At 69.1% G+C, this 21,101-nt stretch carries 18 protein-coding genes; 12 read left to right on the top strand and 6 right to left on the bottom strand.

The window, feature by feature from the left end; genetic code table 11:
• Nucleotides 1-11: 11 nt before the first annotated feature.
• Nucleotides 12-1,391 (bottom strand): LLM class flavin-dependent oxidoreductase, encoded by a 1,380-nt coding sequence (locus K2F54_RS04360; RefSeq protein ID WP_220604630.1) that lies wholly within the window; start codon nucleotides 1,389-1,391, stop codon nucleotides 12-14.
• 274 nt (nucleotides 1,392-1,665) lie between these two features.
• On the opposite strand from K2F54_RS04360, the gene K2F54_RS04365 reads away from it, so the two are divergent.
• Genes K2F54_RS04365 through K2F54_RS04380 form a run of 4 tightly spaced genes read left to right on the top strand, consistent with a single transcriptional unit; the run spans nucleotide 1,666 to nucleotide 7,546 of the window.
• Nucleotides 1,666-3,096, top strand: a complete 1,431-nt coding sequence (locus K2F54_RS04365) for a gamma-aminobutyraldehyde dehydrogenase (RefSeq protein ID WP_308287508.1) — start codon at nucleotides 1,666-1,668, stop codon at nucleotides 3,094-3,096.
• A complete protein-coding gene (locus K2F54_RS04370) occupies nucleotides 3,093-5,096 on the top strand; it encodes a primary-amine oxidase (RefSeq protein ID WP_220604632.1) in 2,004 nt (667 codons plus the stop codon). The genes K2F54_RS04365 and K2F54_RS04370 overlap by 4 nt, the downstream gene beginning before the upstream one ends.
• Nucleotides 5,093-5,965, top strand: a complete 873-nt coding sequence (locus K2F54_RS04375; protein WP_220604633.1) for a universal stress protein — start codon at nucleotides 5,093-5,095, stop codon at nucleotides 5,963-5,965. Before K2F54_RS04370 ends, K2F54_RS04375 begins: the two co-directional genes overlap by 4 nt.
• A gap of 39 nt (nucleotides 5,966-6,004) precedes the next feature.
• Entirely contained in the window at nucleotides 6,005-7,546 is a 1,542-nt protein-coding gene (locus K2F54_RS04380) for an APC family permease (protein ID WP_220604634.1), read from the top strand.
• Here K2F54_RS04380 and K2F54_RS04385 read toward each other — a convergent pair.
• On the bottom strand, nucleotides 7,543-8,331 hold the full coding sequence (locus K2F54_RS04385) for a MerR family transcriptional regulator (protein WP_220604635.1): 789 nt from the start codon (nucleotides 8,329-8,331) through the stop codon (nucleotides 7,543-7,545). The genes K2F54_RS04380 and K2F54_RS04385 overlap by 4 nt on opposite strands.
• The gene (locus K2F54_RS04390; RefSeq protein ID WP_220604636.1) at nucleotides 8,318-9,592 is read right to left on the bottom strand and encodes an MFS transporter; all 1,275 of its coding nucleotides are present in this window, start codon (nucleotides 9,590-9,592) and stop codon (nucleotides 8,318-8,320) included. Before K2F54_RS04390 ends, K2F54_RS04385 begins: the two co-directional genes overlap by 14 nt.
• A gap of 161 nt (nucleotides 9,593-9,753) precedes the next feature.
• Between K2F54_RS04390 and K2F54_RS04395 the strand changes: the two genes are divergently transcribed.
• Complete coding sequence (locus tag K2F54_RS04395) at nucleotides 9,754-11,064, top strand: glycosyltransferase 87 family protein (protein ID WP_220604637.1); 1,311 nt, start codon at nucleotides 9,754-9,756, stop codon at nucleotides 11,062-11,064.
• A 59-nt stretch (nucleotides 11,065-11,123) separates the two neighbouring features.
• Entirely contained in the window at nucleotides 11,124-11,741 is a 618-nt protein-coding gene (locus K2F54_RS04400; RefSeq protein WP_308287509.1) for a histidine phosphatase family protein, read from the top strand.
• Nucleotides 11,742-11,757: 16 nt separating this feature from the next.
• Here K2F54_RS04400 and K2F54_RS04405 read toward each other — a convergent pair whose 3' ends face one another.
• Nucleotides 11,758-12,912: a class I SAM-dependent methyltransferase gene (locus K2F54_RS04405; protein WP_220604639.1), complete on the bottom strand. Its 1,155-nt coding sequence runs from the start codon at nucleotides 12,910-12,912 to the stop codon at nucleotides 11,758-11,760.
• A gap of 120 nt (nucleotides 12,913-13,032) precedes the next feature.
• Here K2F54_RS04405 and K2F54_RS04410 point away from each other — a divergent pair, with 120 nt between their 5' ends.
• From K2F54_RS04410 to K2F54_RS04420, 3 genes are all read left to right on the top strand, one after another.
• The gene (locus tag K2F54_RS04410; RefSeq protein WP_220604640.1) at nucleotides 13,033-16,395 is read left to right on the top strand and encodes a DEAD/DEAH box helicase; all 3,363 of its coding nucleotides are present in this window, start codon (nucleotides 13,033-13,035) and stop codon (nucleotides 16,393-16,395) included.
• Nucleotides 16,396-16,402: 7 nt separating this feature from the next.
• A complete protein-coding gene (locus K2F54_RS04415; protein WP_220604641.1) occupies nucleotides 16,403-17,251 on the top strand; it encodes a DUF1206 domain-containing protein in 849 nt (282 codons plus the stop codon).
• A gap of 140 nt (nucleotides 17,252-17,391) precedes the next feature.
• The gene (locus K2F54_RS04420; RefSeq protein ID WP_220604642.1) at nucleotides 17,392-17,892 is read left to right on the top strand and encodes a glutathione peroxidase; all 501 of its coding nucleotides are present in this window, start codon (nucleotides 17,392-17,394) and stop codon (nucleotides 17,890-17,892) included.
• A 10-nt stretch (nucleotides 17,893-17,902) separates the two neighbouring features.
• On the opposite strand, the gene K2F54_RS04425 is transcribed toward K2F54_RS04420, so the two are convergent.
• Both K2F54_RS04425 and K2F54_RS04430 read right to left on the bottom strand, forming a co-directional pair.
• Nucleotides 17,903-18,160: a hypothetical protein gene (locus K2F54_RS04425; protein WP_220604643.1), complete on the bottom strand. Its 258-nt coding sequence runs from the start codon at nucleotides 18,158-18,160 to the stop codon at nucleotides 17,903-17,905.
• Nucleotides 18,161-18,469: a hypothetical protein gene (locus K2F54_RS04430; RefSeq protein WP_220604644.1), complete on the bottom strand. Its 309-nt coding sequence runs from the start codon at nucleotides 18,467-18,469 to the stop codon at nucleotides 18,161-18,163. It abuts the gene before it with no gap.
• Nucleotides 18,470-18,645: 176 nt separating this feature from the next.
• Here K2F54_RS04430 and K2F54_RS04435 point away from each other — a divergent pair, with 176 nt between their 5' ends.
• The 3 genes from K2F54_RS04435 to K2F54_RS04445 all read left to right on the top strand — a co-directional run bounded on the left by K2F54_RS04435 (nucleotide 18,646) and on the right by K2F54_RS04445 (nucleotide 21,101).
• Nucleotides 18,646-19,383 carry a hypothetical protein gene (locus tag K2F54_RS04435; RefSeq protein WP_220604645.1) on the top strand — a complete coding sequence of 246 codons (738 nt, stop codon included), beginning with the start codon at nucleotides 18,646-18,648 and terminating at the stop codon, nucleotides 19,381-19,383.
• A gap of 52 nt (nucleotides 19,384-19,435) precedes the next feature.
• Nucleotides 19,436-19,996, top strand: a complete 561-nt coding sequence (locus K2F54_RS04440; RefSeq protein ID WP_220604646.1) for a dihydrofolate reductase family protein — start codon at nucleotides 19,436-19,438, stop codon at nucleotides 19,994-19,996.
• Between the two features lie 145 nt (nucleotides 19,997-20,141).
• On the top strand, nucleotides 20,142-21,101 hold the full coding sequence (locus K2F54_RS04445) for an arrestin C-terminal domain-containing protein (RefSeq protein WP_220604647.1): 960 nt from the start codon (nucleotides 20,142-20,144) through the stop codon (nucleotides 21,099-21,101).

Consider the following 21,101-nt stretch of genomic DNA (forward strand, 5'->3'; position numbering starts at 1 on the left):
TTCGGGTCTCCTCAGGACACGGGCACGCCGACGCGGAAGTTCGCGCCGTGGTGCTCGTCTGGCAGGCGGTCGCCGCGGCCGTGCAGTTTCTGCCGCAGGGTGCCCTCGGTGTACTCGGTCGGGTAGACGCCGCGCTTCTGCAGCTCGGGCACCACCCAGGTGACCACGTCTTCGAAGGTGCCTGGCGTGATCGCGTAGGCCAGGTTGAACCCGTCCACGTCGGTCTCGGCGGCCCACTCCTCGAGCTGGTCGGCGATCTCCACGCCGGAGCCCACGATGAACGGCCCGAGGCCGCCGATCGCGCCGGCCCTGGCGATGTCGCCCACGGTCCACTCCGAGCCGTCGTGGTTCGCGGCCTGGAAGTTGGCCACGGCCGACTGGATGGCGTTGCTCTTGACGTTGCCGATCGGCTCGTCGAGCGCGAACTCGGACAGGTCGACACCCATCCAACCGGACATGAACACGAGCGCGCCCTCCTCACTGGCGTAGCTGAGGTAGTCCAGGTACTTCGCCTGCGCCTTCTCGCTGGTCTCGTCGGTGATGATGGTGAGCAGCGTGTAGATCTTGGCGGAGTAGCGGTCGCGTCCGGCGGACTCGAGGGCGTCCCGGATCTTGGTGACGGTGCCCTTGAGCACCTCCTTGGTGGAGGCGGCCACGAAGATCGCCTCGGCGTTGCCTGCGGCGAAGGCGATACCGCGGCTGGAGGCCCCGGCCTGGTAGATCACGGGAGAGCGCTGCGGGCTCGGCTCGGAGAGGTGGATGCCCGGCACCTGGAAGTGCTTGCCGGAGTGCCCGATCGAGTGCACCTTGCTCGGGTCGGTGAAGACACCGGATGCGGCGTCGCGCACCACGGCGTCCTCTTCCCAGGAGCCTTCCCAGAGCTTGTAGAGCACCTCGAGGTACTCGTCGGCGTAGTCGTACCGGTCGTCGTGCTCGAGCTGGTCCTCGTTGCCCATGTTGCGGGCGGCGGAGGGCAGGTACCCGGTGACGACGTTCCAGCCGACCCTGCCCTTGGTGAGGTGGTCGAGCGTGGACATGCGCCGGGCGAACGGGTACGGGTGCTCGTACGCGGTGCCGGCCGTGACGCCGAAACCGAGGTGCTCCGTGACATATGCCATTGCGGGAATGACCAGAAGCGGGTCGGCGACGGGGATCTGCGCCCCGTTGCGGATCGCGGCCTCGTTGGTGCCGCCATACACGTCGTAGGTGCCCAGCACGTCGGCCAGGAAGATGCCGTCGAAGCGGCCCTTCTCGAGCAGCTTGGCCAGCTCGGTCCAGTAGGCAAGGTCGGTGTAACTCTGCGACCGGTCATCCGGGTGGCGCCACAGGCCGGAGGACTGGTGGGCGACGCAGTTCATGTCGAAGGCGTTGAATCGAATCTGTCTGGGCATGGACCAATGCTCACGAATCCGCGCGCGGAACACATCCTCGGGCGAAACACGACGTCACAGACGGATGCATCGCAGTAGCTGCGACGCCGCCCGTTTGAGCGGCTCAGCCTTGCAAGAAACTGCGCTCAGTGACGTACGGGGGCCGACGACTCACCCGCACTGCGGGGGTGCCTTTTCTCCCGGCCAAGTGCCATACTGGCCCCGAATCGCTGCTCTGCCGCCGCCAGGTTGCACGGCGGCGATCCGGCCGTGTTACTCGACGCAGAGGAGCCCCGTGAGTACCCCGAACCTGTCCAATTTCATCGATGGCCAATTCGTCACTCCGGCCGGCACGGAGATGCTCGACGTCATCGATCCGACCAACGGACGCGTCGTGGCCAGGGCCCCGATCTCCACGGCGGAAGACGTCGACGACGCCATGCGGGCCGCCAAGGCCGCCTTCCCCGCCTGGAGCCGGGCCACCCCCGGCGAGAGGCAGCGTGCCCTGCTCCTGCTCGCCGACGCCGTGGAGGCCAACAGCGACGCGATCGTGGAGGCGCAGCACCGCAATACCGGGCAGCCGCGGGCCACGATCGGCGCAGACGAGGTGGCCGCAGGCGCCGACCAGCTGCGGTTCTTCGCCGGCGCCGCCCGGCTGCTCGAGGGCAAGTCGGCCGGCGAGTACCTCGAGGGCATGACCTCCTGGGTGCGTCGGGAGCCGATCGGCGTGGTCGGGCAGGTCACCCCGTGGAACTTCCCGTTCCTCATGGCGATCTGGAAAATCGGCCCCGCCCTGGCCGTGGGCAACACCCTGGTGCTCAAGCCCAGCGACACCACCCCTGAATCCACCCTCGAACTGGCCAGGATCAGCCGGGGCATCCTGCCGCCCGGCGTGATGAACATCGTGCTCGGCGACGCCAGCACGGGCTCGTTCATCGTCGAGCATCCGGTGCCCGGCCTGGTCTCGATCACGGGCAGCGTGCGCGCCGGCATCGCCGTCGCCTCCGGCGCCGCCCACACCCTCAAGCGCGCGCACCTCGAACTCGGCGGCAAGGCGCCCGCCGTGGTCTTCGGTGACGTCGACGTGGCCAAGGTCGCCTCGGCGATCGCCGACTTCTCCTTCTACAACGCCGGCCAGGACTGCACGGCCATCACCAGGGTGCTCGTGCACGAGACCATCCACGACGAGTTCGTGGCGGCCTTCACCGCGGAGGCCGAGCTGCGCACCACCGGGTCTGCGGACGACGCCGACAACTACTTCGGCCCACTCAACAACGTGCGGCACTTCACCGACGTGGTCGACAGGGTGGCGGCGCTGCCCGCCCACGCGGTGATCAGCACCGGTGGGCACCAGGTGGGCGATGACGGCTATTTCTTCGAACCCACCGTGGTGACCCAGGTGCGCCAGGACGACCCGATCGTGCAGGACGAAACCTTCGGCCCGGTGATCACCGTGCAGAGCTTCGGCACAGAGGAGGAGGCCATCACCATGGCCAACGATGTGCGCTACGCGCTCGCCTCGAGCGTCTGGACCCGCGACCACGCCAGGGCGCTGCGGGTGTCGCGGGACCTGGACTTCGGTGCCGTCTGGATCAACACGCACATCCTGCTCACCGCCGAGATGCCCCACGGCGGCTTCAAGTACTCGGGCTACGGCAAGGACCTCTCCATGTACGGCGTCGAGGACTACACCCGGATCAAGCACGTGATGAGCTCGCTCGCATGACCTTCCACCCGCTCGATTCCCTCACCGCCGCGGAGTTCAGCCAGGCCGCCGCCGTGCTCGCCCGAGAGCACGGCGTCGGGGCGGGCTGGCGGTTCGCCTCGATCGAACTCGTTGAACCGGCCAAGGCAGCCGTCGCCGCGTTCGAGGCCTCAGGCGTCGCTCCAGAACGCCGCGCCCGCCTGGTGGTGCTGCACCGCCCCGAGAATCGCACCTGGGTCGCGGTGGTGTCCCTCGATGCGGACGCCCTGCTCACCTGGGAGCAAGCCGTCGGCGTGCAGGCGAACTTCACCGTGGACGAGTGGGAGGAGGCCGACGCGGCGCTGCGCGCGCATCCGGAGGTCATCGCGGCACTGGCCAAGCGCGGCATCACCGACCTCGAGAACGTGTTCATCGACACCTGGACCTACGGCGACGCCGTGATCCCCGAGGTCTACCGGGGCCTGCGGTTGGGCTGGGCGGATGTCTGGGTGCGCGGCCAGGCCGGCGCCAACCCGTACGCGGGGCCGGTCAGCGGGCTGCACTTCGTGATCGACGTGAACACCATGAACCTGCTCGAGGTCGAAGACACATTCACGGTCGACCCGCCGAACGTGATGGGTGAGTACGTGCCGCACCTGGTGCCGGAACGCATCCGCAACGCCGGCACCCGGCCGCCCCTCAAACCGCTGGACATCGTGCAACCGGAGGGCCCGAGCTTCACCGTCGACGGCAACCGGGTGCGCTGGCAGGGCTGGTCGTTGCGGGTGGGTTTCAACTACCGCGAGGGCATGACGCTGCACCGGGTGACCTACACGGATGCCGGCCGCGAGCGCTCCATCGCCAACCGGCTGTCGTTCGCCGAGATGGTGGTGCCGTACCGCGACCCGAGCGTCGACCACTTCCGCCGCACCGCGTTCGACATCGGCGAGTGGGGTCTGGGGTTCATGACCACCTCGCTGGAGCTCGGCTGCGACTGCCTGGGCGAGATCCGCTACCTCGACGCAGTGCTCCACAACAGTGCCGGCGAGCCGTACACGATCCCCAATGCGTTCTGCATTCACGAGGAGGACAACGCCGTGCTCTGGAAGCACGTCGACCACGACGGCGGCGCGGAGGTACGCCGGATGCGCCGACTCGTGGTGTCCTTCCACGTCACCGTGGCGAACTACGAATACCTGGTCTACTGGCGGTTCTACCAGGACGGCAACATCGAGTGCGAGGTGCGCGCCACCGGCATCATGGTGGTCACCCACCTCGAACCCGGCCAGCCGCACCCCAACGGCACGCTCGTCGACGACCGCACCTACGCGCCGTTCCACCAGCACTTCATCGTGGCCAGGATGGACCTCGACATCGACGGCCCGACCAACACGGTGTTCCGCAGTGAGACCCGGATCGAACCGATCGACGAGTCGAACCCGCTGGGACTGGCGATCACCCAACAGAACACCCCGATCGAGACCGAGGGCTTCGACGACTTCGACTGGAACACGCAGCGGGCTTGGAAGGTCGTGAACGAGCAGTCCCTGAATGCGCTCGGCACCCCGGTGTCGTACAAGCTGGTGCCCGGTGGGGCGATCCCGTCGTTCTTCCACCCCACCGCCCCGGCGCTGTTGCGCGCGCAGGTGATCGGCCACACGGTCTGGGTCACGCCCAATACCGAGTCCCAGCGCTGGCCCTGCGGCGAGTTCGTCAACCAGAGCGGCGTCGACCACGGGCTCCCCGAGTGGGTCGAGGCCGGTCGGGACGTGCGCGACACCGACCTGGTGCTCTGGTACACCTTCGGCATCCACCACATCACCCGGCCAGAGGAGTGGCCGGTGATGCCGGCGGACATCGTCTCGTTCTGGCTGAAGCCGGTGGGGTTCTTCGACCGCAACCCGTCGCTGGACGTGGAACCGAGCGCCGCCCACTGCGCCCCTGGCATGGACCACAGCGGGCACGAGCACGACGGGCATGACCACGACGGGCATGACCACGAGCCGGATGCCGCCGGCACCGAACCGAGGAGAACAGCGTGAGCCGAGTAGCGAACTACGTGGTGGCCTACGAGGCCACCGCTCAGGGCCGCGAGTCCCTCGAGTTGGGCATCGCCCTGGCCCGCGCCACCGGCGCCGAGCTGCGCATCTGCCTGGTGCTGCAACGCCTGAGTGCCGCACCGGCGAAGATCCACGCCGCCCGGTCGGATTACGAGGGGCTCCTGGCCGATCAGGCCACCCAGTGGCTGAACGAGGCGGCGGGTTGGGTGCCGAACGATGTCACCGCCAGCACCCACCAGCTCTGGGCCGACTCCACCTCGGAGGGCCTGATCCAGGCCGCCGCCGACCTGGACTCCGACCGCATCGTCGTGGGCGCGGCCCGCGGCGGCATCCTCAACCGGTTCACCATCGGCAGTGTCGCCAACGCCCTGTTGCATGCCTCCCCCGTGCCGGTGGCCCTCGCCCCGAGCGGCTATCGTGCCCCGGCCCAGCTCACCCGAATCACCTGCGCGATCGGCACCCGACCCGGCTGGGAGGCTCTGCTCGATTCGCTGGTGGCGTTCACCAGGGATCTCGACCTCGAGCTGCGGTTCGTGACCCTGGTGGAAGTCGACGCCGCCCGCGAGAAGCAGTCACCGGCCGCCGCCGGCAGTACCGCGCACCTCGACGCCGTGCTCGCCTACTACCAGCGGCACGCCCAGAGCCGCGGCACCATCACCACCGAGGTGGGCGCCGGCAAGAACGTGGAGGACGCGGTCGAGGCCCTGGACTGGCGGCCGGACGAACTGGCCTTCGTGGGGTCCAGCCGGTTGGCGGCACCCCGCACGATCTTCCTCGGCATCACCGCCCACCGCATGCTGCACGCCCTGCCGGTGCCGCTCGTCGTCGTTCCCACATCCGCCCGCCCGTAGTTGATTCGACCCGTAGCCGTTCGACCAAAGGACTAGTCCATGGCACAGTCATCCGCTCCCCGCCCCACGCCGGTATCCACCAGCGCCGGCGGACTCTCGGCCAAGGGCCTGCGCTCCGGCTCCGTGGGCCTCCTCGGTGCCACCGTCATCGGTATCTCCTGCATCGCCCCCGCATACACGCTGACGGCGTCTCTCGGCCCCACGGTCGCGGCCGTCGGCACGCAAATGCCCGGCATCTTCATGGTCGGCTTCATCCCCATGCTGCTGGTGGCCCTCGGCTACCGCGAACTCAACAACGCCATGCCGGATGCCGGCACCTCCTTCACCTGGGCCACCCGCGCGTTCGGGCCGTGGCTGGGCTGGATGGGCGGCTGGGGCCTGATCGTGGCGACCGTGGTGGTGCTCTCCAACCTGGCCGGCGTGGCCGTGGACTTCTTCTACCTCATGCTCGCGCAGGTGTTCGACAACCCGGGCCTGGCCGATCTGGCCGGCAATGTCTGGATCAACATCTTCACCTGTCTGGCCTTCATGGTCGGCGCCTGTTACGTGTCCTATCGGGGCATGGAGGCGACCAAGATGGTGCAGTACGTGCTGGTTGGATTCCAGTTGCTCGTGCTGGTTTGGTTCAGTGTCGCGGCGCTCCTGCACTTCTCCAACGGCACCGCCTTCGACGCCCTCGGCTTCGATGCCTCCTGGTTCAACCCGTTCCTCACCCCGTCGTTCTCGGCCTTCGCCGCCGGGGTGTCGTTGTCGATCTTCATCTACTGGGGCTGGGACGTGACCCTGACCATGAACGAGGAGACCAAGGATCCGGAGCGCACCCCGGGGCGGGCGGCGACCCTCACCGTGGCGATCATCTTCGTGCTCTACATCCTGGTTGCGGTGTCCGCGCTGATGTTCTCCGGTGTGGGCGCGGGCGAGCTGGGGCTCGGCAACGAAGACATCCAGGGCAACGTCTTCGCCGCCCTGGCCGGACCGGTGATGGGACCGTTCGCCATTCTGATGTCCCTCGCCGTGCTGTCCAGCTCGGCCGCGTCGCTGCAGTCCACCTTCGTCGGCCCGGCGCGCACCATGCTGTCGATGGGTCACTACCGGGCCTTTCCCAAGCGCTTCGCCGCCATCAGCCCCCGGTTCCAGTCGCCGGGCTTCGCCACCGTCATCGCGGGCGTGGTGGCCTGGGGGTTCTACGCGGTGATGCGGGTGCTGAGCACCGACGTGCTCACCGACACCATCCTCACCCTGGGCATCATGATCTGCTTCTACTACGGGGTCACCGCGTTCGCCTGCGTCTGGTTCTTCCGCCGAGAGGTCTTCAGCAGCACCCGGGCGTTCCTGCTCAAGCTGCTGGCCCCGCTGGCCGGCGGCATCATTCTGGCGGTGATCTTCGCCACCACCCTGATCGACAGCACCAGCCCGGACTACGGCAGCGGATCGGAGATCGGCGGGGTCGGGCTGGTGTTCATCCTCGCGATGGTGCTCTTCATCACCGGCATCGTGCTGATGCTGATCATGCGCCGGGTCGACCCGGCGTTCTTCCAGGGCAAAACCCTCACCAAGGGCACCTCCCGCGACGCGTCCTAGGGGTCCTGGCTGTCGTCGACGGGTGCCTCGGTCAGCTGTTGCAGCCGCTCGGTGACCTGCGCGAGGGCGTTGCGCTGAGCGCGATTGAGCACATCCGCCTGATAGGCGTCGAAGAGGGGTGCCACCGCGGCTTCGTCGAAGAGCGGCTCGTCGTTGCCGTCGTCGAGATCGGCCAGCAGCGGTGAGAGCCGGGCGACGAACTCCGCCACCATCGCGTCGATCTCCCGCTCGGACGCGTCGTCGGCGAGGTCGTCGAATTGACGGCTGACGGCGGCGACCCCGGAGAGGACGTCTGGTTCGGCGAGCCGGCCGTAGACCCGGGCCAGACGGTCGATCCCGTCCTCCCCGGCCAGGTGGGCGAGCAAGATCACCTGGTCGCGGTCCATGCGGTTCATCGCCGGTGACGCTCCCGACGCCGCGAAGCGGGCCAGGCTGCTGGCCAGTGCCGGCGGCAGGTCTGGCGCGGCGTCGTGCATCCGGGCCAGGCCGATCAGCGTTTTCTGGGCCTGCAACCGAGCCATCTCGGCGTCGATTTCGGCGTCGAGCTGGTTGAGAAGCTCGGTCTGGCTGCCGGTCTCGTCAGCGAGCATCGCCGGCATCTTCTCGAGCGGGATGCCGAGTGCGGCCAGCCGTTTGATGCGCAGCAGGCGCACCAGGTCGTGCACGGTGTAGTCGCGGTAACCGTTGCGGCTGCGCTCGGGCTCCGGCAGCACCCCCACCCGGTGGTAGTGCCGCAGGGTGCGCACCGTCACCTGGGCGAGCGTGGCGAGGTCATGGCTTCTCATCGACCAGGCTCCCTTCCGCGGGCTCGGTGTCCGATGCCTCCAGAGTACGCAGCACCGGCGCGATCAGCGCCATGATCGCCGCGACCAGCCACACCGCGGCCACGCAGATGCCCGCCGTGCGGAGACCCCACTGCTCGCCAAGCGCCGCCACGGCCACCATGCCAACGGGCGCTGCGATCATCATGAGCGAGTTCTGGGTGCCCATGATGCGGCCGCGCATCCGCTCGGGGATGCCTTCGAGCATCAGCACCCCGATCAGGCTGCCGAACAGGCCGGAGGAGAAGCCGAACAGGAACGCCCCGGCGAAGAGCACCGGTACCGCCGGCAGCACGGCGACCAGGCCGATGCCGAGCACGGTGCCACTGAGCCCGGTGACGAACCAGGCGCGCCGGCTGCCCCTGGTACCGAAGACGGCGTAGAGACCGCCGCCCACCAGGGTGCCGGCGGCGATCGCCGTGAGCACGAACCCGAGCAGCCCGGGTTCGTTGATGAACGCGAAATGCGCCGGCAACAGCATCCCCTGCAGCCCGGTGAGCACAGCGACCATGGCCAGGCTGAGCAGCGTGACCGCCCGCAGCATTCGGTTGCTGCGAAACAGCACGCTCCAGCCCTCGCGCAGCTGAGCCCAGACCGAGCCCATCGGCCGGGTGGCGGTGTCGCCGGCCACGGAGCGGCCGGGGATGGCGGCGAGCGCGCCGACCCGGCGCGGGATGAGCAGGGTGAGTACCGCTGCGGCGAGGGAGGTCGCGGCGGTGATCCACAGCACCGTCGACCCCTCGAACAACACCATCAGGGTGCCGGCGGCGGCGGGTCCCACGATGATCACGAGGGCCGCAATGCTCTCCCGGATGCCGATCAACCGTTCGGCGGACAGGGTCGAGTTGCGCACGATGGCCGGCAGCATCGCCTCCCTGGCGGTCATGCCCGGCACATCGCCGAACGCGCCGATGATGCCGAACAGGATGAACCAACCGAGGTTGAGCCCGGTGACCAGGTCCACGATCGGCAGGGCGGCGATGGACACCGCCGAGATCAGGTCGGCCACGACCGAGGAGGTGCGGCGGTTGATCCGGTCGATCACGACGCCCGCGAACAGCCCGGCCAGGAAGGCGGGCACGGCGGTGGCGGCCACCAGGATTCCCGCCGACAGCAGGCTGCCGGTGAGCTGCAGCACGATCAGGGGGAACACCACGGCGGCAATCGAGTTGCCCAGCAGTGACAGGGCGTACGAGGCGAGGTACAGCACGGGAACGGGACTCATACTGCTACTCAAAACTATGACCCTGCGTCGTAGTCAAGCTGTGCGCACTCTCAGGCCCCACCCCCTCCCGGACAGCTGCGCGCCCTTTCCCTTTTACCTTCGGTTCGTACACTCCCCAGTGAAACCGTGATCGTCTCGACGTGTGGAAAGTGACCTGCCTTATGTCCTCAGTCATCGATCTGGTCGACTCCCGGCTGGCGGGCTACCTCACCCCGGTCAGGCGCGCCGCGCTGCTACGGCCGCGCACCCTGCTGCTGGGCTTCACCGGTCTGCACGCCGTGTTCCTGTTCGCCCTGCTGCCCACCATCCTCACCGGCCGGGTGCTGGGCGACCTGCCGCTCTACCGGGTCTGGGCCGAGCAGGCGCTGGTGCACAACGTCTGGCAGGGCATCGACGTGGGCTGGGTGTATCCCGTCGGCGCGATCCTGCCGATCGTGCTGGCGGATGCCGCCGGCCCGTTGCTCTATCAGCTGCTCTGGTTCCTGATGACGCTGGCCCTCAACGCCGCGGCCGTCGGCGTCCTCACCGACTGGGGTCGCGATCGCGCCGGCTACCCGGCCGCCTGGTTCTGGCTGGGCTTCAGCCTGCTGCTCAGCCCGGTCGGCCTGCTCCGGCTGGAGGGGCTCAGCGCACCGCTGGTGATCATGGGCCTGGTGCTACTGGCCCGGCGGCCGGTGATCGCCGCCGCACTGCTCACCCTGGCCACCTGGATCAAGGTGTGGCCGGCGGCCGTGCTCCTCGCCATCGTGGTCGCCTGGCGCCGCCGGCTGGGTGTCATCTTCACCGGCGCCACGATCACCGCCGGTATCGGTGTCGTCGTCTGGGCGGCAGGGGGGCTGCGCTTCCTCACCGGTTTCATCACGGAGCAGACCGACCGGGCGCTGCAGTTGGAGGCGCCGGTGACGACACCGTGGGTGTGGCTGGCGGCGCTGGGGCACCGCGACACCACCGTCTACCAGAACCTCGACATCGCCACCCGCGAGGTGAGCGGGCCGGGCGCCGGCGTGGCCGCGGCCGCCATGACCCCGCTGATGTTCCTGGCCGTCGCCGGCATCGTCGTGCTTCTGCTGGTCGCGGTGCGCCGCACCGGCAGCAGTGCGCAGCTGGTGCTCCTGGGCGCGCTGGCGTTGGTGAGCGTGTTCGTCGTGTTCAACAAGGTGGGCTCCCCGCAGTACCTGCTGTGGATCGCTCCGGTCGTGGCCGTTGGCATCCTGCACGACTGGGCACGCTGGCGGGTGCCGGCGTACCTCACCGTCGTCATCGGCGGGTTGACCACGCTGGTCTTCCCGATCTTCTACCTCCCGCTGGTGCACGGCGACGCCGGCGCCGTGCTGCTGCTCACCCTGCGCAACGGCCTGCTCGTGGTGCTGCTCTGCTGGTCGGTGGCGGCCCTGTGGGGCACGGCGCGGCTGCGCCGACCGGCATCCGTCGCCCGTCGCCGCCGCACCGACAGCGGCCTGCCGGCCCGGTGACGGTCATGCCCACCGACCGGGAATACGGGTTGCCAGGCGGCGCAGGGCAGAATAGGGAGGTGACTGCTACAACGACCTTCGCCCTTGTCCGCCACGGCCAGACCGATTGGAACGCCGCCGGGCGCATCCAGGGGGCGACGGATGTACCGCTGAACGACATCGGCCGCGGCCAGGCGACCGAGGCCGTGGGGCCCCTGTCGCAGCACGAGTGGGACTTCGTCGTGGCGTCGCCGTTGTCGCGCGCGGTCGAGACCGCCGACATCATCGCCGACGACCTCAAGCTCGAAGTGATCCGGCACCTGCCCGGCCTGGTCGAGCGCAACTACGGACCGGCAGAGGGCCTGTCCGCCGGGCCCAAGCTCGACGCGTTGCGTGTGGACGGCAGCTACGGATCGTTCCGCGGTGCCGAAGCCGAGGAGAGCGTGTCCGGCCGTGGCCTGGGCGCCCTGCTCAAGCTCGCCGAGGACTACCCGGGCGCCCGTGTGATCGTCGTCTGCCACGGCACGCTGATCCGGCTGAGCCTGGGTGCCGCGCTCGAGCGCGACATCCCGCCGATCACCAACGCCGCCATGTCGATCGTGGCGTACAACCCGGAGTCTGGGTGGAGCGCCTCGGTGATCAACAACGAGCTGCTGGACGCCGACACCCTCGACGCCGGGGCCCTCGCCGCCCTGTAGCTGTTCCCCGTCGCGCTCAGCGGCGGGTGGAGACCGTGACCGTGAACTTGGTGTTCCGGCCCACCTGGTGGGTCTGGCCCACGATGCGGGTGAGCGGGGAGCGGTAGCCCAGGTGGGTGTTCCAGACCGTCCAGAGCTCCCCGCCGGGGCGAAGCACCCTTGCGGAATCCTCGAACAGTTTGAGGGCGATGCCCGCGTGCACCGATGAGCCGATGTGAAACGGCGGGTTGAGCACGATCAGTTCGGCGGATGCGTCCGGCTGGGAACCGAGAGCATCGTCACGCAGCACCCGCACCCGGTCGGCTACCCCGTTGGCGCGCATGGTCGCCGCGGCCGACGCCACCGCCGCCTGAGACTGGTCGGTGGCCAGCACGCGCAGGCCGGGCCGCCGCTGGGCGAGGGCGGCGGCGAGCACTCCGGTACCGCAGCCCAGGTCGATGGCCGTCGTCGCGGCCGGCTTCATTCGGTCGAGGAAGTCGAGCAGGTACCGGGTGCCGATGTCGATGGTGGTGCCGGCGAACGCGGCGCCGTGCGCGCAGACGGTGAGCCCGAGGTCCTCGTGCACGACGGAGCGTGGCGGGCCGGACTCCATCGACCCGATGGGCCGTGTCGCCAGCAGAACCCGGGACTTCTGGCGCGCCGGGCTCACCGCGACCTCGCCGAAGTGGCGGCGCAGCACCTCGTTCATCGCCACGCTCATGTGCTTGATGCGACCACCGGCGACCACCGTCACGTCGGGGGCGGCGAACCGGACGATCGCGCCGGCCAGTTCGTCGAGCGCGGCCAGGCTGCGCGGCAGCTGCATCAGCACCACGCGGGCGCCGGTGAACAGCTCAGCACCCAACGCCACCTGCCGGTAGGAGTCGGCCAGACCGGGCACGGTGGCGGCCAGCTCTGTCGCGTTCCGCGCCAGCGCGTGCTCGCCGGAGAGGGCATCCTGGTAGACGCGGATGCCGGCCGGCGCGCCCAGCCGCTCCCCCAGCTCGGCGGCCGTCGCGAGCGTCAGCGCACCGTAGTGGTCCTCGAGCACCACGACCTCGGCAGGGCCGGCGGCGGCCAGCACCGCCGCCGCCTCGTCGAGGATGAGGCGATCGCTCGCGTCGACGGCGAAGAGATTGGCCGCCTCGACATCGGGCCACCGGCGCAGGCGCTCGAAAGGAAAGTCAGACATCCGCTCAGGATAGCCGCCCGCACGCCCGCGGCCCCGCCCACCGGAGCGGCTCGGGGAGGCCGCCGCGGCGTGGGACAATAAGAGACTCCTGTTCACCGACCGTCTCGGACACCGCACCCCATGGCCCACAACCTCAGCGACCTGCAGATCGCCCGCCTCGTCGGGCCGCAGGCGTACTCGCGCGGGGTGCGGTATGCCAAGGAGGGTCGGGTCGAGGACCAGGTCTGGCAGCTCGGCGGCAGCCGGCTGCTCGGCACCGTCGGCGGCACGCAGGCTCGGCCATACGACGTCACCGTCACCTTCCAGCAGGATTCCAACGGCACGGTCGTGCGCGCCTCCGGCACCTGCAGTTGCCCGATGGCCATCAACTGCAAGCACGTCGTTGCCCTGCTGCTCGCCAGCCGGTCGACCGCGGCCGAGCTGGCCAGGGCACCGCACCACGCGGAGGCGCAGCGCGCCAGGACCGCCGCTCCGGCCACCTGGCAGAGCGCGCTGGCGCCGCTCACCCGTGCCCCGGAGGCCGAGCCGAGCACGGGCACCGCCCTGGCCCTGCAGTTCGAACTGCTGCCGCCGCCCCGCGCCGCACGAGCTCCCGCCCCCACGGTCTCGCTCGCCCGGCTCGGCGTGCGCCCGATGGTGCGCGGCAAGAAGGGCAAGTGGATCCGCGGCAACCTCACCTGGGACAACCTGGCCTACTCCCGCGGCATGCTCAACCGGGCGCAGCTGCGGGTGCTCACCGCCCTGTTCGAGCTGTATTCCTCCGGGCAGCGCTACCACGTGACCACAGACCCCTGGTTGCACCTGGACGGATTCGCCAACCGCGCCCTCTGGGGTCTGCTCGGGGAGGCCCGTGAGGCCGGCATCCCCTTCATCGGCACCTCCCCCGGGCAAGATCCCGTGCAGATCAGCGAGGAACCGGCCGAACTCTCGCTCGACATCCGACGGGACGAGAACGGCCTCACCCTCTTCCCCACCATCTCGCTGGACGGCCGCACCCTCGACCGCAGCGCCCTGGGCTACATCGGCGACCCGGCGCACGGCCTGTTCACCTGGGCGGCCGACACCGCCGACCTACGCCTCACCCTGGCCCCGCTGGCCCGGCAGGTCGGCCGTGACCTGCGCGTGCTCGCGTCCGCGCACACCCCCATCACGATCCCGCCAGACGAGGAGAACGTCTTCCTCGCCGACTTCTACCCGTTCCTGCGCGGTCAGCTCTCGCTCACCAGCACCGACGCGTCGTTCGACCTGCCAGACACCGCCCGTCCCGTGCTGGCCCTCTCGATCAGCGCCCAGGCGGATGCCCGCATCAACCTGCACTGGGAGTGGCAGTACACCGGCGGCGCAGGCGGCTCGGGCGAACCGGCGATCGCGCCCCTGCGCGGTCCGGCCACCACCGACGCTCCCGCCGGGTATCGGGACGCCGCCGACGAGGCCCGCATCCTGCATGCCGTCACCGGCATATTCGCGGATTTCCCGGCTCACCAGCCGGCACTGTTCGCAGCGGAGCTCACCGGCTCCGCCAGCGTCGCCGACTCCCCGGGCATCCTGCGCGCCGACTCCAGCCTCGACGGCGCCCGCATGATCGAATTCCTCGGGTCGGTGCTGCCCGTGCTCGAGTCGGCGGACGAAATCCTGGTGCGGTTCGTGGGCGAAGCTCCCGAATACCGTGAAGCGGCCGAGCCGCCCACCCTCACCTTCGCCACCTCGGCACGCTCGGAGAGCCGGGACTGGTTCGACCTGTCCGTGCGGGTCACGGTCGACGGCGACGACGTGCCCTTCGACGAGGTCTTCCGCGCCCTGGCCACCGGCCAGGAGCTGATGATCCTGCAGGACGGCACCTATTTCAGCCTGGACCGACCCGAACTGCAGCAGCTGCGCCGGCTCATCGAAGAGGCCCGCGGCCTGCAGGATTCGCCGAACGACTCGCTGCGCATCAACCGGGCCCAGTCCGACCTCTGGGAGGAACTGCAGGACCTCGGCACCGCGGAAGCCGAGGCCGCCGCCTGGCGCGACACCCTCGCCGGGCTGGCCGACGGCGCCGAGATCGCGCACCGGCCGCTGCCGGCCGCGGTGAACGCGTCGCTCCGGCCGTACCAGCAGACCGGCTTCGACTGGCTCGGTTTCCTCTACGACACCGGCCTCGGCGGGGTCCTCGCCGACGACATGGGGCTCGGCAAGACGCTGCAGGCCATCGCCCTCATCGTCGATGCCCGCGGGCGTCAGGCCGATGGGAACGACACGAAGCCGTTCCTGGTGGTGGCGCCCACCAGCGTGGTGCACAATTGGGCCACCGAGTGCGCCAGGTTCGCGCCCAGCCTCTCGGTGGCCGCGATCACCGAGACCACCGCCAAGCGCGGCGGCTCGCTGGCGCACGCCCTGGCAACGGCGGATGTCGTGATCACCTCGTACACGCTGTTCCGGCTGGACTTCGACGAGTACGACGCCGTCAGCTGGGCCGGGTTGCTGCTCGACGAGGCGCAGTTCGTGAAGAATCACAAGTCCCGCGCGCACCAGTGCGCCAAGCGCCTGCAGGCCCCGTTCAAGCTCGCCATCACCGGCACCCCGCTGGAGAACAATCTGATGGAACTGTGGTCGCTGCTCTCGATCACCGCGCCAGGTCTGTTCCCCAATGCCGCCCGGTTCTCCGAGTACTACCAGCGCCCCATCGAGACGCAGGCAGACAACGACAGGCTCAGCCAGCTGCGCCGGCGCATCCGCCCGTTCATGCTGCGCCGCACCAAGGACCAGGTCGCCAGCGACCTGCCCGCCAAGCAGGAGCAGGTGCTCGAGCTCGACCTGCACCCGCGGCACCGCCGGGTGTACCAGATGCACCTGCAGCGCGAGCGGCAGAAGGTGCTCGGCCTGCTCGGCGACCTCAACCAGAACCGGTTCGAGATCTTCCGGTCGATCACCATGCTGCGCCAGCTCAGCCTGGATGCCAGCCTGTACGACGAGAAGTACTCCGACATTCCGTCGAGCAAGCTCGACGTACTGATGGAGCTGCTCGAAGACGTCGTGGCCGAGGGGCACCGCACCCTGATCTTCAGCCAGTTCACCGGCTACCTGGCCAAGGTTCGGGCCCGCCTGGACGCCGCGCAGGTCAGCTACTCCTACCTCGACGGGCGCACCCGCAACCGGGCCGCGGCCATCGACGACTTCAAGAACGGCGACACCTCGGTGTTCCTGATCAGCCTCAAGGCCGGCGGGTTCGGCCTCAACCTCACCGAGGCCGACTACTGCATCCTGCTCGACCCGTGGTGGAACCCGGCCGCAGAGGCGCAGGCCGTCGACCGGGCGCACCGCATCGGCCAGACCAAGAACGTGATGGTCTACCGCCTGGTGGCCTCAGACACCATCGAGGAGAAGGTCATGGCGCTCAAGGCGGTCAAGGCCAAGCTCTTCGACAGCGTGATGACCGACGGCGCCACCCGCGGCACCGGCCAGGGCCTCACCGCCTCCGACATCCGCGAACTGCTCGAGTAGCCCGCCCGTGACCAGCGTTCCCGCCCTCCCTGAGGCGGACAGGCCCGGCGATGCCCGCGGGCGCATGAAGCAGGCCGCTCAGCGCGCGCACCGCAACCGGTCGGTGCGCGCCTCCGCCCGGATCGGCCTGCTCGCCAACGGCCTCGTGCACGCCCTGATCGGCGCCATCGGCCTGCAGGTCGCGAACGGCGGGGCCGGCGAGGCCGACCAGCTCGGCGCGCTCAGCGCCATCGCCACTCGCCCGGGCGGCCTCGCCGTGCTCTGGCTGTCGACCGTGGCGCTGTGGGGCCTGGCCCTCTGGCAGGGCACCAACGCCGCGTTCAGCGTCGCGCCCAACCGGCGCATCCTCGTGTTCCGGCGCTCGCTCAACGTCGGCAAGGCCCTCGGCTTCGCCCTGCTGGGCACCGTCACATTCTGGGTGGCGCTCGGTGCCCGCGCGGGCGGAGCCGAGAGTGTGCGCCGTGCCGACACCGCCATCGTGGAGAGCCCGATCGGGTTGTTCGTGCTGCTCGCGGTCGGCACCACGGTGGGCATCATCGGCGGCGGCCTGGTCTGGCGCGGTGTGCGCCGCAACTTCCGCGAGGAGCTGCGCTATCTCTGGGGCCCCACCAAGGTGATCGTCCTCACCCTGGGCGTCTTCGGCCACACCATGAAGGGCGTCGCGTTCCTGGTCACCGGCGGCCTGCTGGTCGCCGCCGCGGTGTTCGCCGACTCCCGTTGGGTGGGCGGCCTCGACGCCGGGTTGCGCTACCTGCTCACCCTGCAGTCCGGCCCAGTGCTGCTGAACATCGTCGCGGCCGGCCTGATCGCGTTCGGCCTCTACCTCGTGGCCCGGGCGGCGTTCCTGCGGCACTAACTGTTCCCCGTCCGGACATTTGGTTCCGGCACACCGGGCCCAATTGTCCGCATTGGCAACAGTTAGCCCCTCAGTCGCGCGAGGCTGGGAGTTGGGTGCGCACCGGCCAGACTGCTTCGATTTCGAAGTAATCTGTGGTCATGAACATTCGCGAGATCCCGCTCACCGCCGCCGACGGCTCTACCACGTCGCTGGCCGAGTACGCCGACAAGGTTGTGCTCGTTGTCAACGTCGCCTCCCGCTGCGGCCTCACCCCGCAGTACGAGACCCTCGAGCAGCTGCAGCGCACCTACGCCGACCAGGGCTTCACCGTGCTGGGCTTTCCGTGCAACCAGTTCGGCCTCGGCGAGACCGGCTCCGCAGAGAAGATCGACGCGTTCTGCTCCACCACCTACGGCGTCACCTTCCCGTTGATGGAGAAGACGAAGGTGAACGGCGGCTCGCAGCATCCGCTCTACGCCGAGCTCACCCACACGCCGGATGGCGCGGGTAAGGCCGGCAAGGTGAAGTGGAACTTCGAGAAGTTCGTGATCTCCCCCTCCGGTGCGGTCTCCAGGTTCCGCCCGACGACGTTGCCGGACTCCCCCGAGGTGATCGCCGCGATCGAGGCCGGCCTGGCCGAGCTGAAGCCCGCCGCCTAACAGTTAGCGGCTAGAAGCCGATCTGGACCCCGCCCACCTGGGTGATCTCCACGTCGAAGCCGGGATAAAGCACCGCACGGATGTCGTCCTCGAGGGCGTGCAGCGCAGCGCCGTCGAGCACGACCGGGTCGGCGTCGCCAGCGTCGGGGTACAGCTCGATCTCGACCGTCACGGTGAACACATTCGCCGCAGCGCTCATGCCGCTTTCTCCCACGGCCTGCTGCACCAAGTCGACGGCCCGGCTGAGTTGTGGCTGCAGGTCAAGCATCTACCCGTAGGCGAAGTCGTCCGGGTAGGTCTCCTGTACCAGCGCCAGCGCCGTCCCTTGGGCATTCTGCCCCTCGAAAAGGGCCGCCTCCTCTTTCTCGGACAGCGTGTCCCAATCCACGGGTGCGCGGGTCGGCTCGGGCACCGGTGTGGCGGAGGTTACCGGGGTGGAGGTCACCGGAGTGGGCGCGGTGCCGGGCGCAGCGCCGGCCGGCAGCGGCGGCACGGCCACCATCCCGCCGGCCACCGCGGCGACGACAGTGGTCCCGCCTACGATCAGAATCGTCCGCACCATGCCGCTGCCAGCCATCCCAGCCCCCATCGTCTGTTGCCGAGGGTAGCGCAGCGCCGTGCACGAGCACGAGCACGAGCACGAGCACCACTACACTGAAGGCCAGCGTGGGGGTGCTGATGAGAACGACTATTCCCGCGACATCCGGGTAGCCCCTCAACGGGTTGCTCCCCATCCAATCACGGTGATCTTCCATGAGAATCTCTCGTTCCGTCGCCCCACTTTTCCTTGCCGCACTCGTCAGCACCAGCCTGGTCGGCTGCGCGCCTGGGGATGCCCCCGAACCCACCCCGTCGGCCGCCGCAGAGGCTCCGGCCGAGACGCCGGAGACCACCGCGGAGGCCACAGATAAGGCAACCGCCGAACCCGAGGAGACCGAGGCGGCCGCGCCCGCCGGTGACCTCGTCACCCCGGCCTGGGCCGCCACGGCGACCTCGCCCGGCGATCTCCTCACCTCGGTCGACGGCTCGAACTTCCGGGTCGACATCTACCAGGTGGGCACCGCGGCGGCCACCTCGACCGGATCGTTCGTCGATGCCGAAACGAACACACCGCTGATCGAGGTCGGTGACGAGATCGTGTTCGTGAACTATGTCGTCACCAACACCGGAACCGAGTCACAGAAGCTCACCGCCCTGCTGGTGGATGTCGTCCCGCAGTACGACGACTGGCCCTACATGCAGGGCATGGACGGCATCGTCGACAGCGCACTGAGCGAGCAGCTGCAGGTCAATTCCTTCGCTCTCGGTTCCACCGGTGCAGAGGCGCCGTTCGTCTGGGCCCCAGGAGAGTCGTTCTCCTACGGTGACAACTTCGAGTACCAGGCCGGCTCGCCGATCACCTTCACCATCGGCCTCACGCCGTCCGATGACGCCGGCGACCTGCTGCACGACCAGAAGGAAGCCCTCGAGGTCGCGAGCACCATCAAGTAGGGCGCCCACCGAGGCTGTGGAACATTCGCCCTCTCGCGAGCAGAATGGTCGCATGGCCAAGCTGATCGCCACCTTCATCACCTCCCTGGACGGCTACGTGGCCGACACGGAGGGCAACTTCGACTGGAGCGCACCGAGCGACGAGGTGCACACCTTCATCAACGACCTCGAGCGGTCGGTGGGCACCTACCTGTACGGCCGCCGGTTGTACGAGGTGATGACGGCGTGGGAGACCATGCACCTGAACGACGACGACCAGCCGGCCGTGATGCGGGACTACACCGCGATCTGGCAGGCCGCGGACAAGATCGTGTACTCCACAACCCTGGCAGCGGTGTCCAGCCGGCGCACCCGCATCGAGCGCACCTTCGACCCCGAGGCGGTGCGGGCGCTCAAGGCGTCCGCCTCCGCCAGCCTCTCGATCGGCGGCCCCGACCTGGCCGCGCAGGCCCTCACGGCCGGGCTCGTCGACGAGCTGCACCTGTTCGTCTCCCCCGTCGTGGTGGGCGGCGGCACCCGGTGCCTGCCAGACAATCTGCACCTCGCCCTCGAGCTGAAGGACGAGTACTCGTTCCGGAACGGCGTGGTGTACCTGGGGTACGCGGTGCGCTGACACGCAGCCCTGCGACCAGCCCGCGATGCAGACAGTGTGGGGCAAGTCAATCCCCTTGAACGCGGCACACACCCCGGCTTTACTGTCTCTACGTTGTCCCCTCGAGTGGGTCTCTGGCAACGGGTTACAGGAAGTTTGGTGCGACATGGCTGTCACAACAACCGACACAGCAGTGCAGGTTTCGGTGGAACTCTCTCCCTCGGACGGAGTGGTGATCGAGGGGAACTCGCTGGGGGTCACGGTGCGGATCACGGCACTGCGCCCCGCACTGATCGACAGGGCCGAATTTTCCCTGATCCGCAAGGTCAACTACACCTACGGTCGTGGCAACATCTACGGCGGTGTCTTCCCGGCCAGGGAACGCACCACCGAACTGCTCACCTCGGTCTCGGTACCCGCCCCCGGCGCGATCCCGGCGGGGCAGAGTCGGGTGCTCACCCAGAGCCTCGCCATTCCCAGTGATGGCCTCGCCTCCGTGCGCGGAGACCTCATCGACGTGGGCTGGTCGGTCAAGGTCGTTCTGCAGACCGCAAACGGCCAGGTGATCAAGCGTGAACGCCTGATTGACGTGCAGTCCTGGGGCCAGACCAGCGCCACCGATATCGGCCACCCGCCGGTGGGTGCGCACCTCGACCAGGTCGCCCTGGAGTTCATCGCCCTGTCCTCCCGAGTGCTCGAACCCGGTACCCCGCTCACCGGTGTGCTGCGGATGCGCGCCCGCGACGACCTCAACACCCGCGGAGTGCGCGTTCAGCTGGTGCGCTGCGAGGAGGTCTGGGGCGGCCCAGGTCAGGCCGCCGACCGCGACGCCAGCGAATCCGAGGGCTACCGGCACTCCGAAGCGGTGATGGCCACGGCGCTCGCCGGACCGGCCGGCGCCCTCACCGCCGGCACCGTGGTAAACCTCCCGTTCGCCGTGGAAACACCCGCCGGGCTGCCCGCTCCGTCGTTGTCGGTCGACAACCTGCACGTGCGCTGGGAAATCCGGGCGGTGCTGAGCCTGGCCCTACGCCCGGATCCGACCCTCGCCCTCGACCTGCTCGCCGTCACCGCCACCCGGCAACCGCATGATTCCGGGCGGCCAGGCCTGCTCGACACCGACTGA

Source organism: Cryobacterium inferilacus (genome assembly GCF_019599185.1).
GTDB lineage: Bacteria > Actinomycetota > Actinomycetes > Actinomycetales > Microbacteriaceae > Cryobacterium > Cryobacterium inferilacus.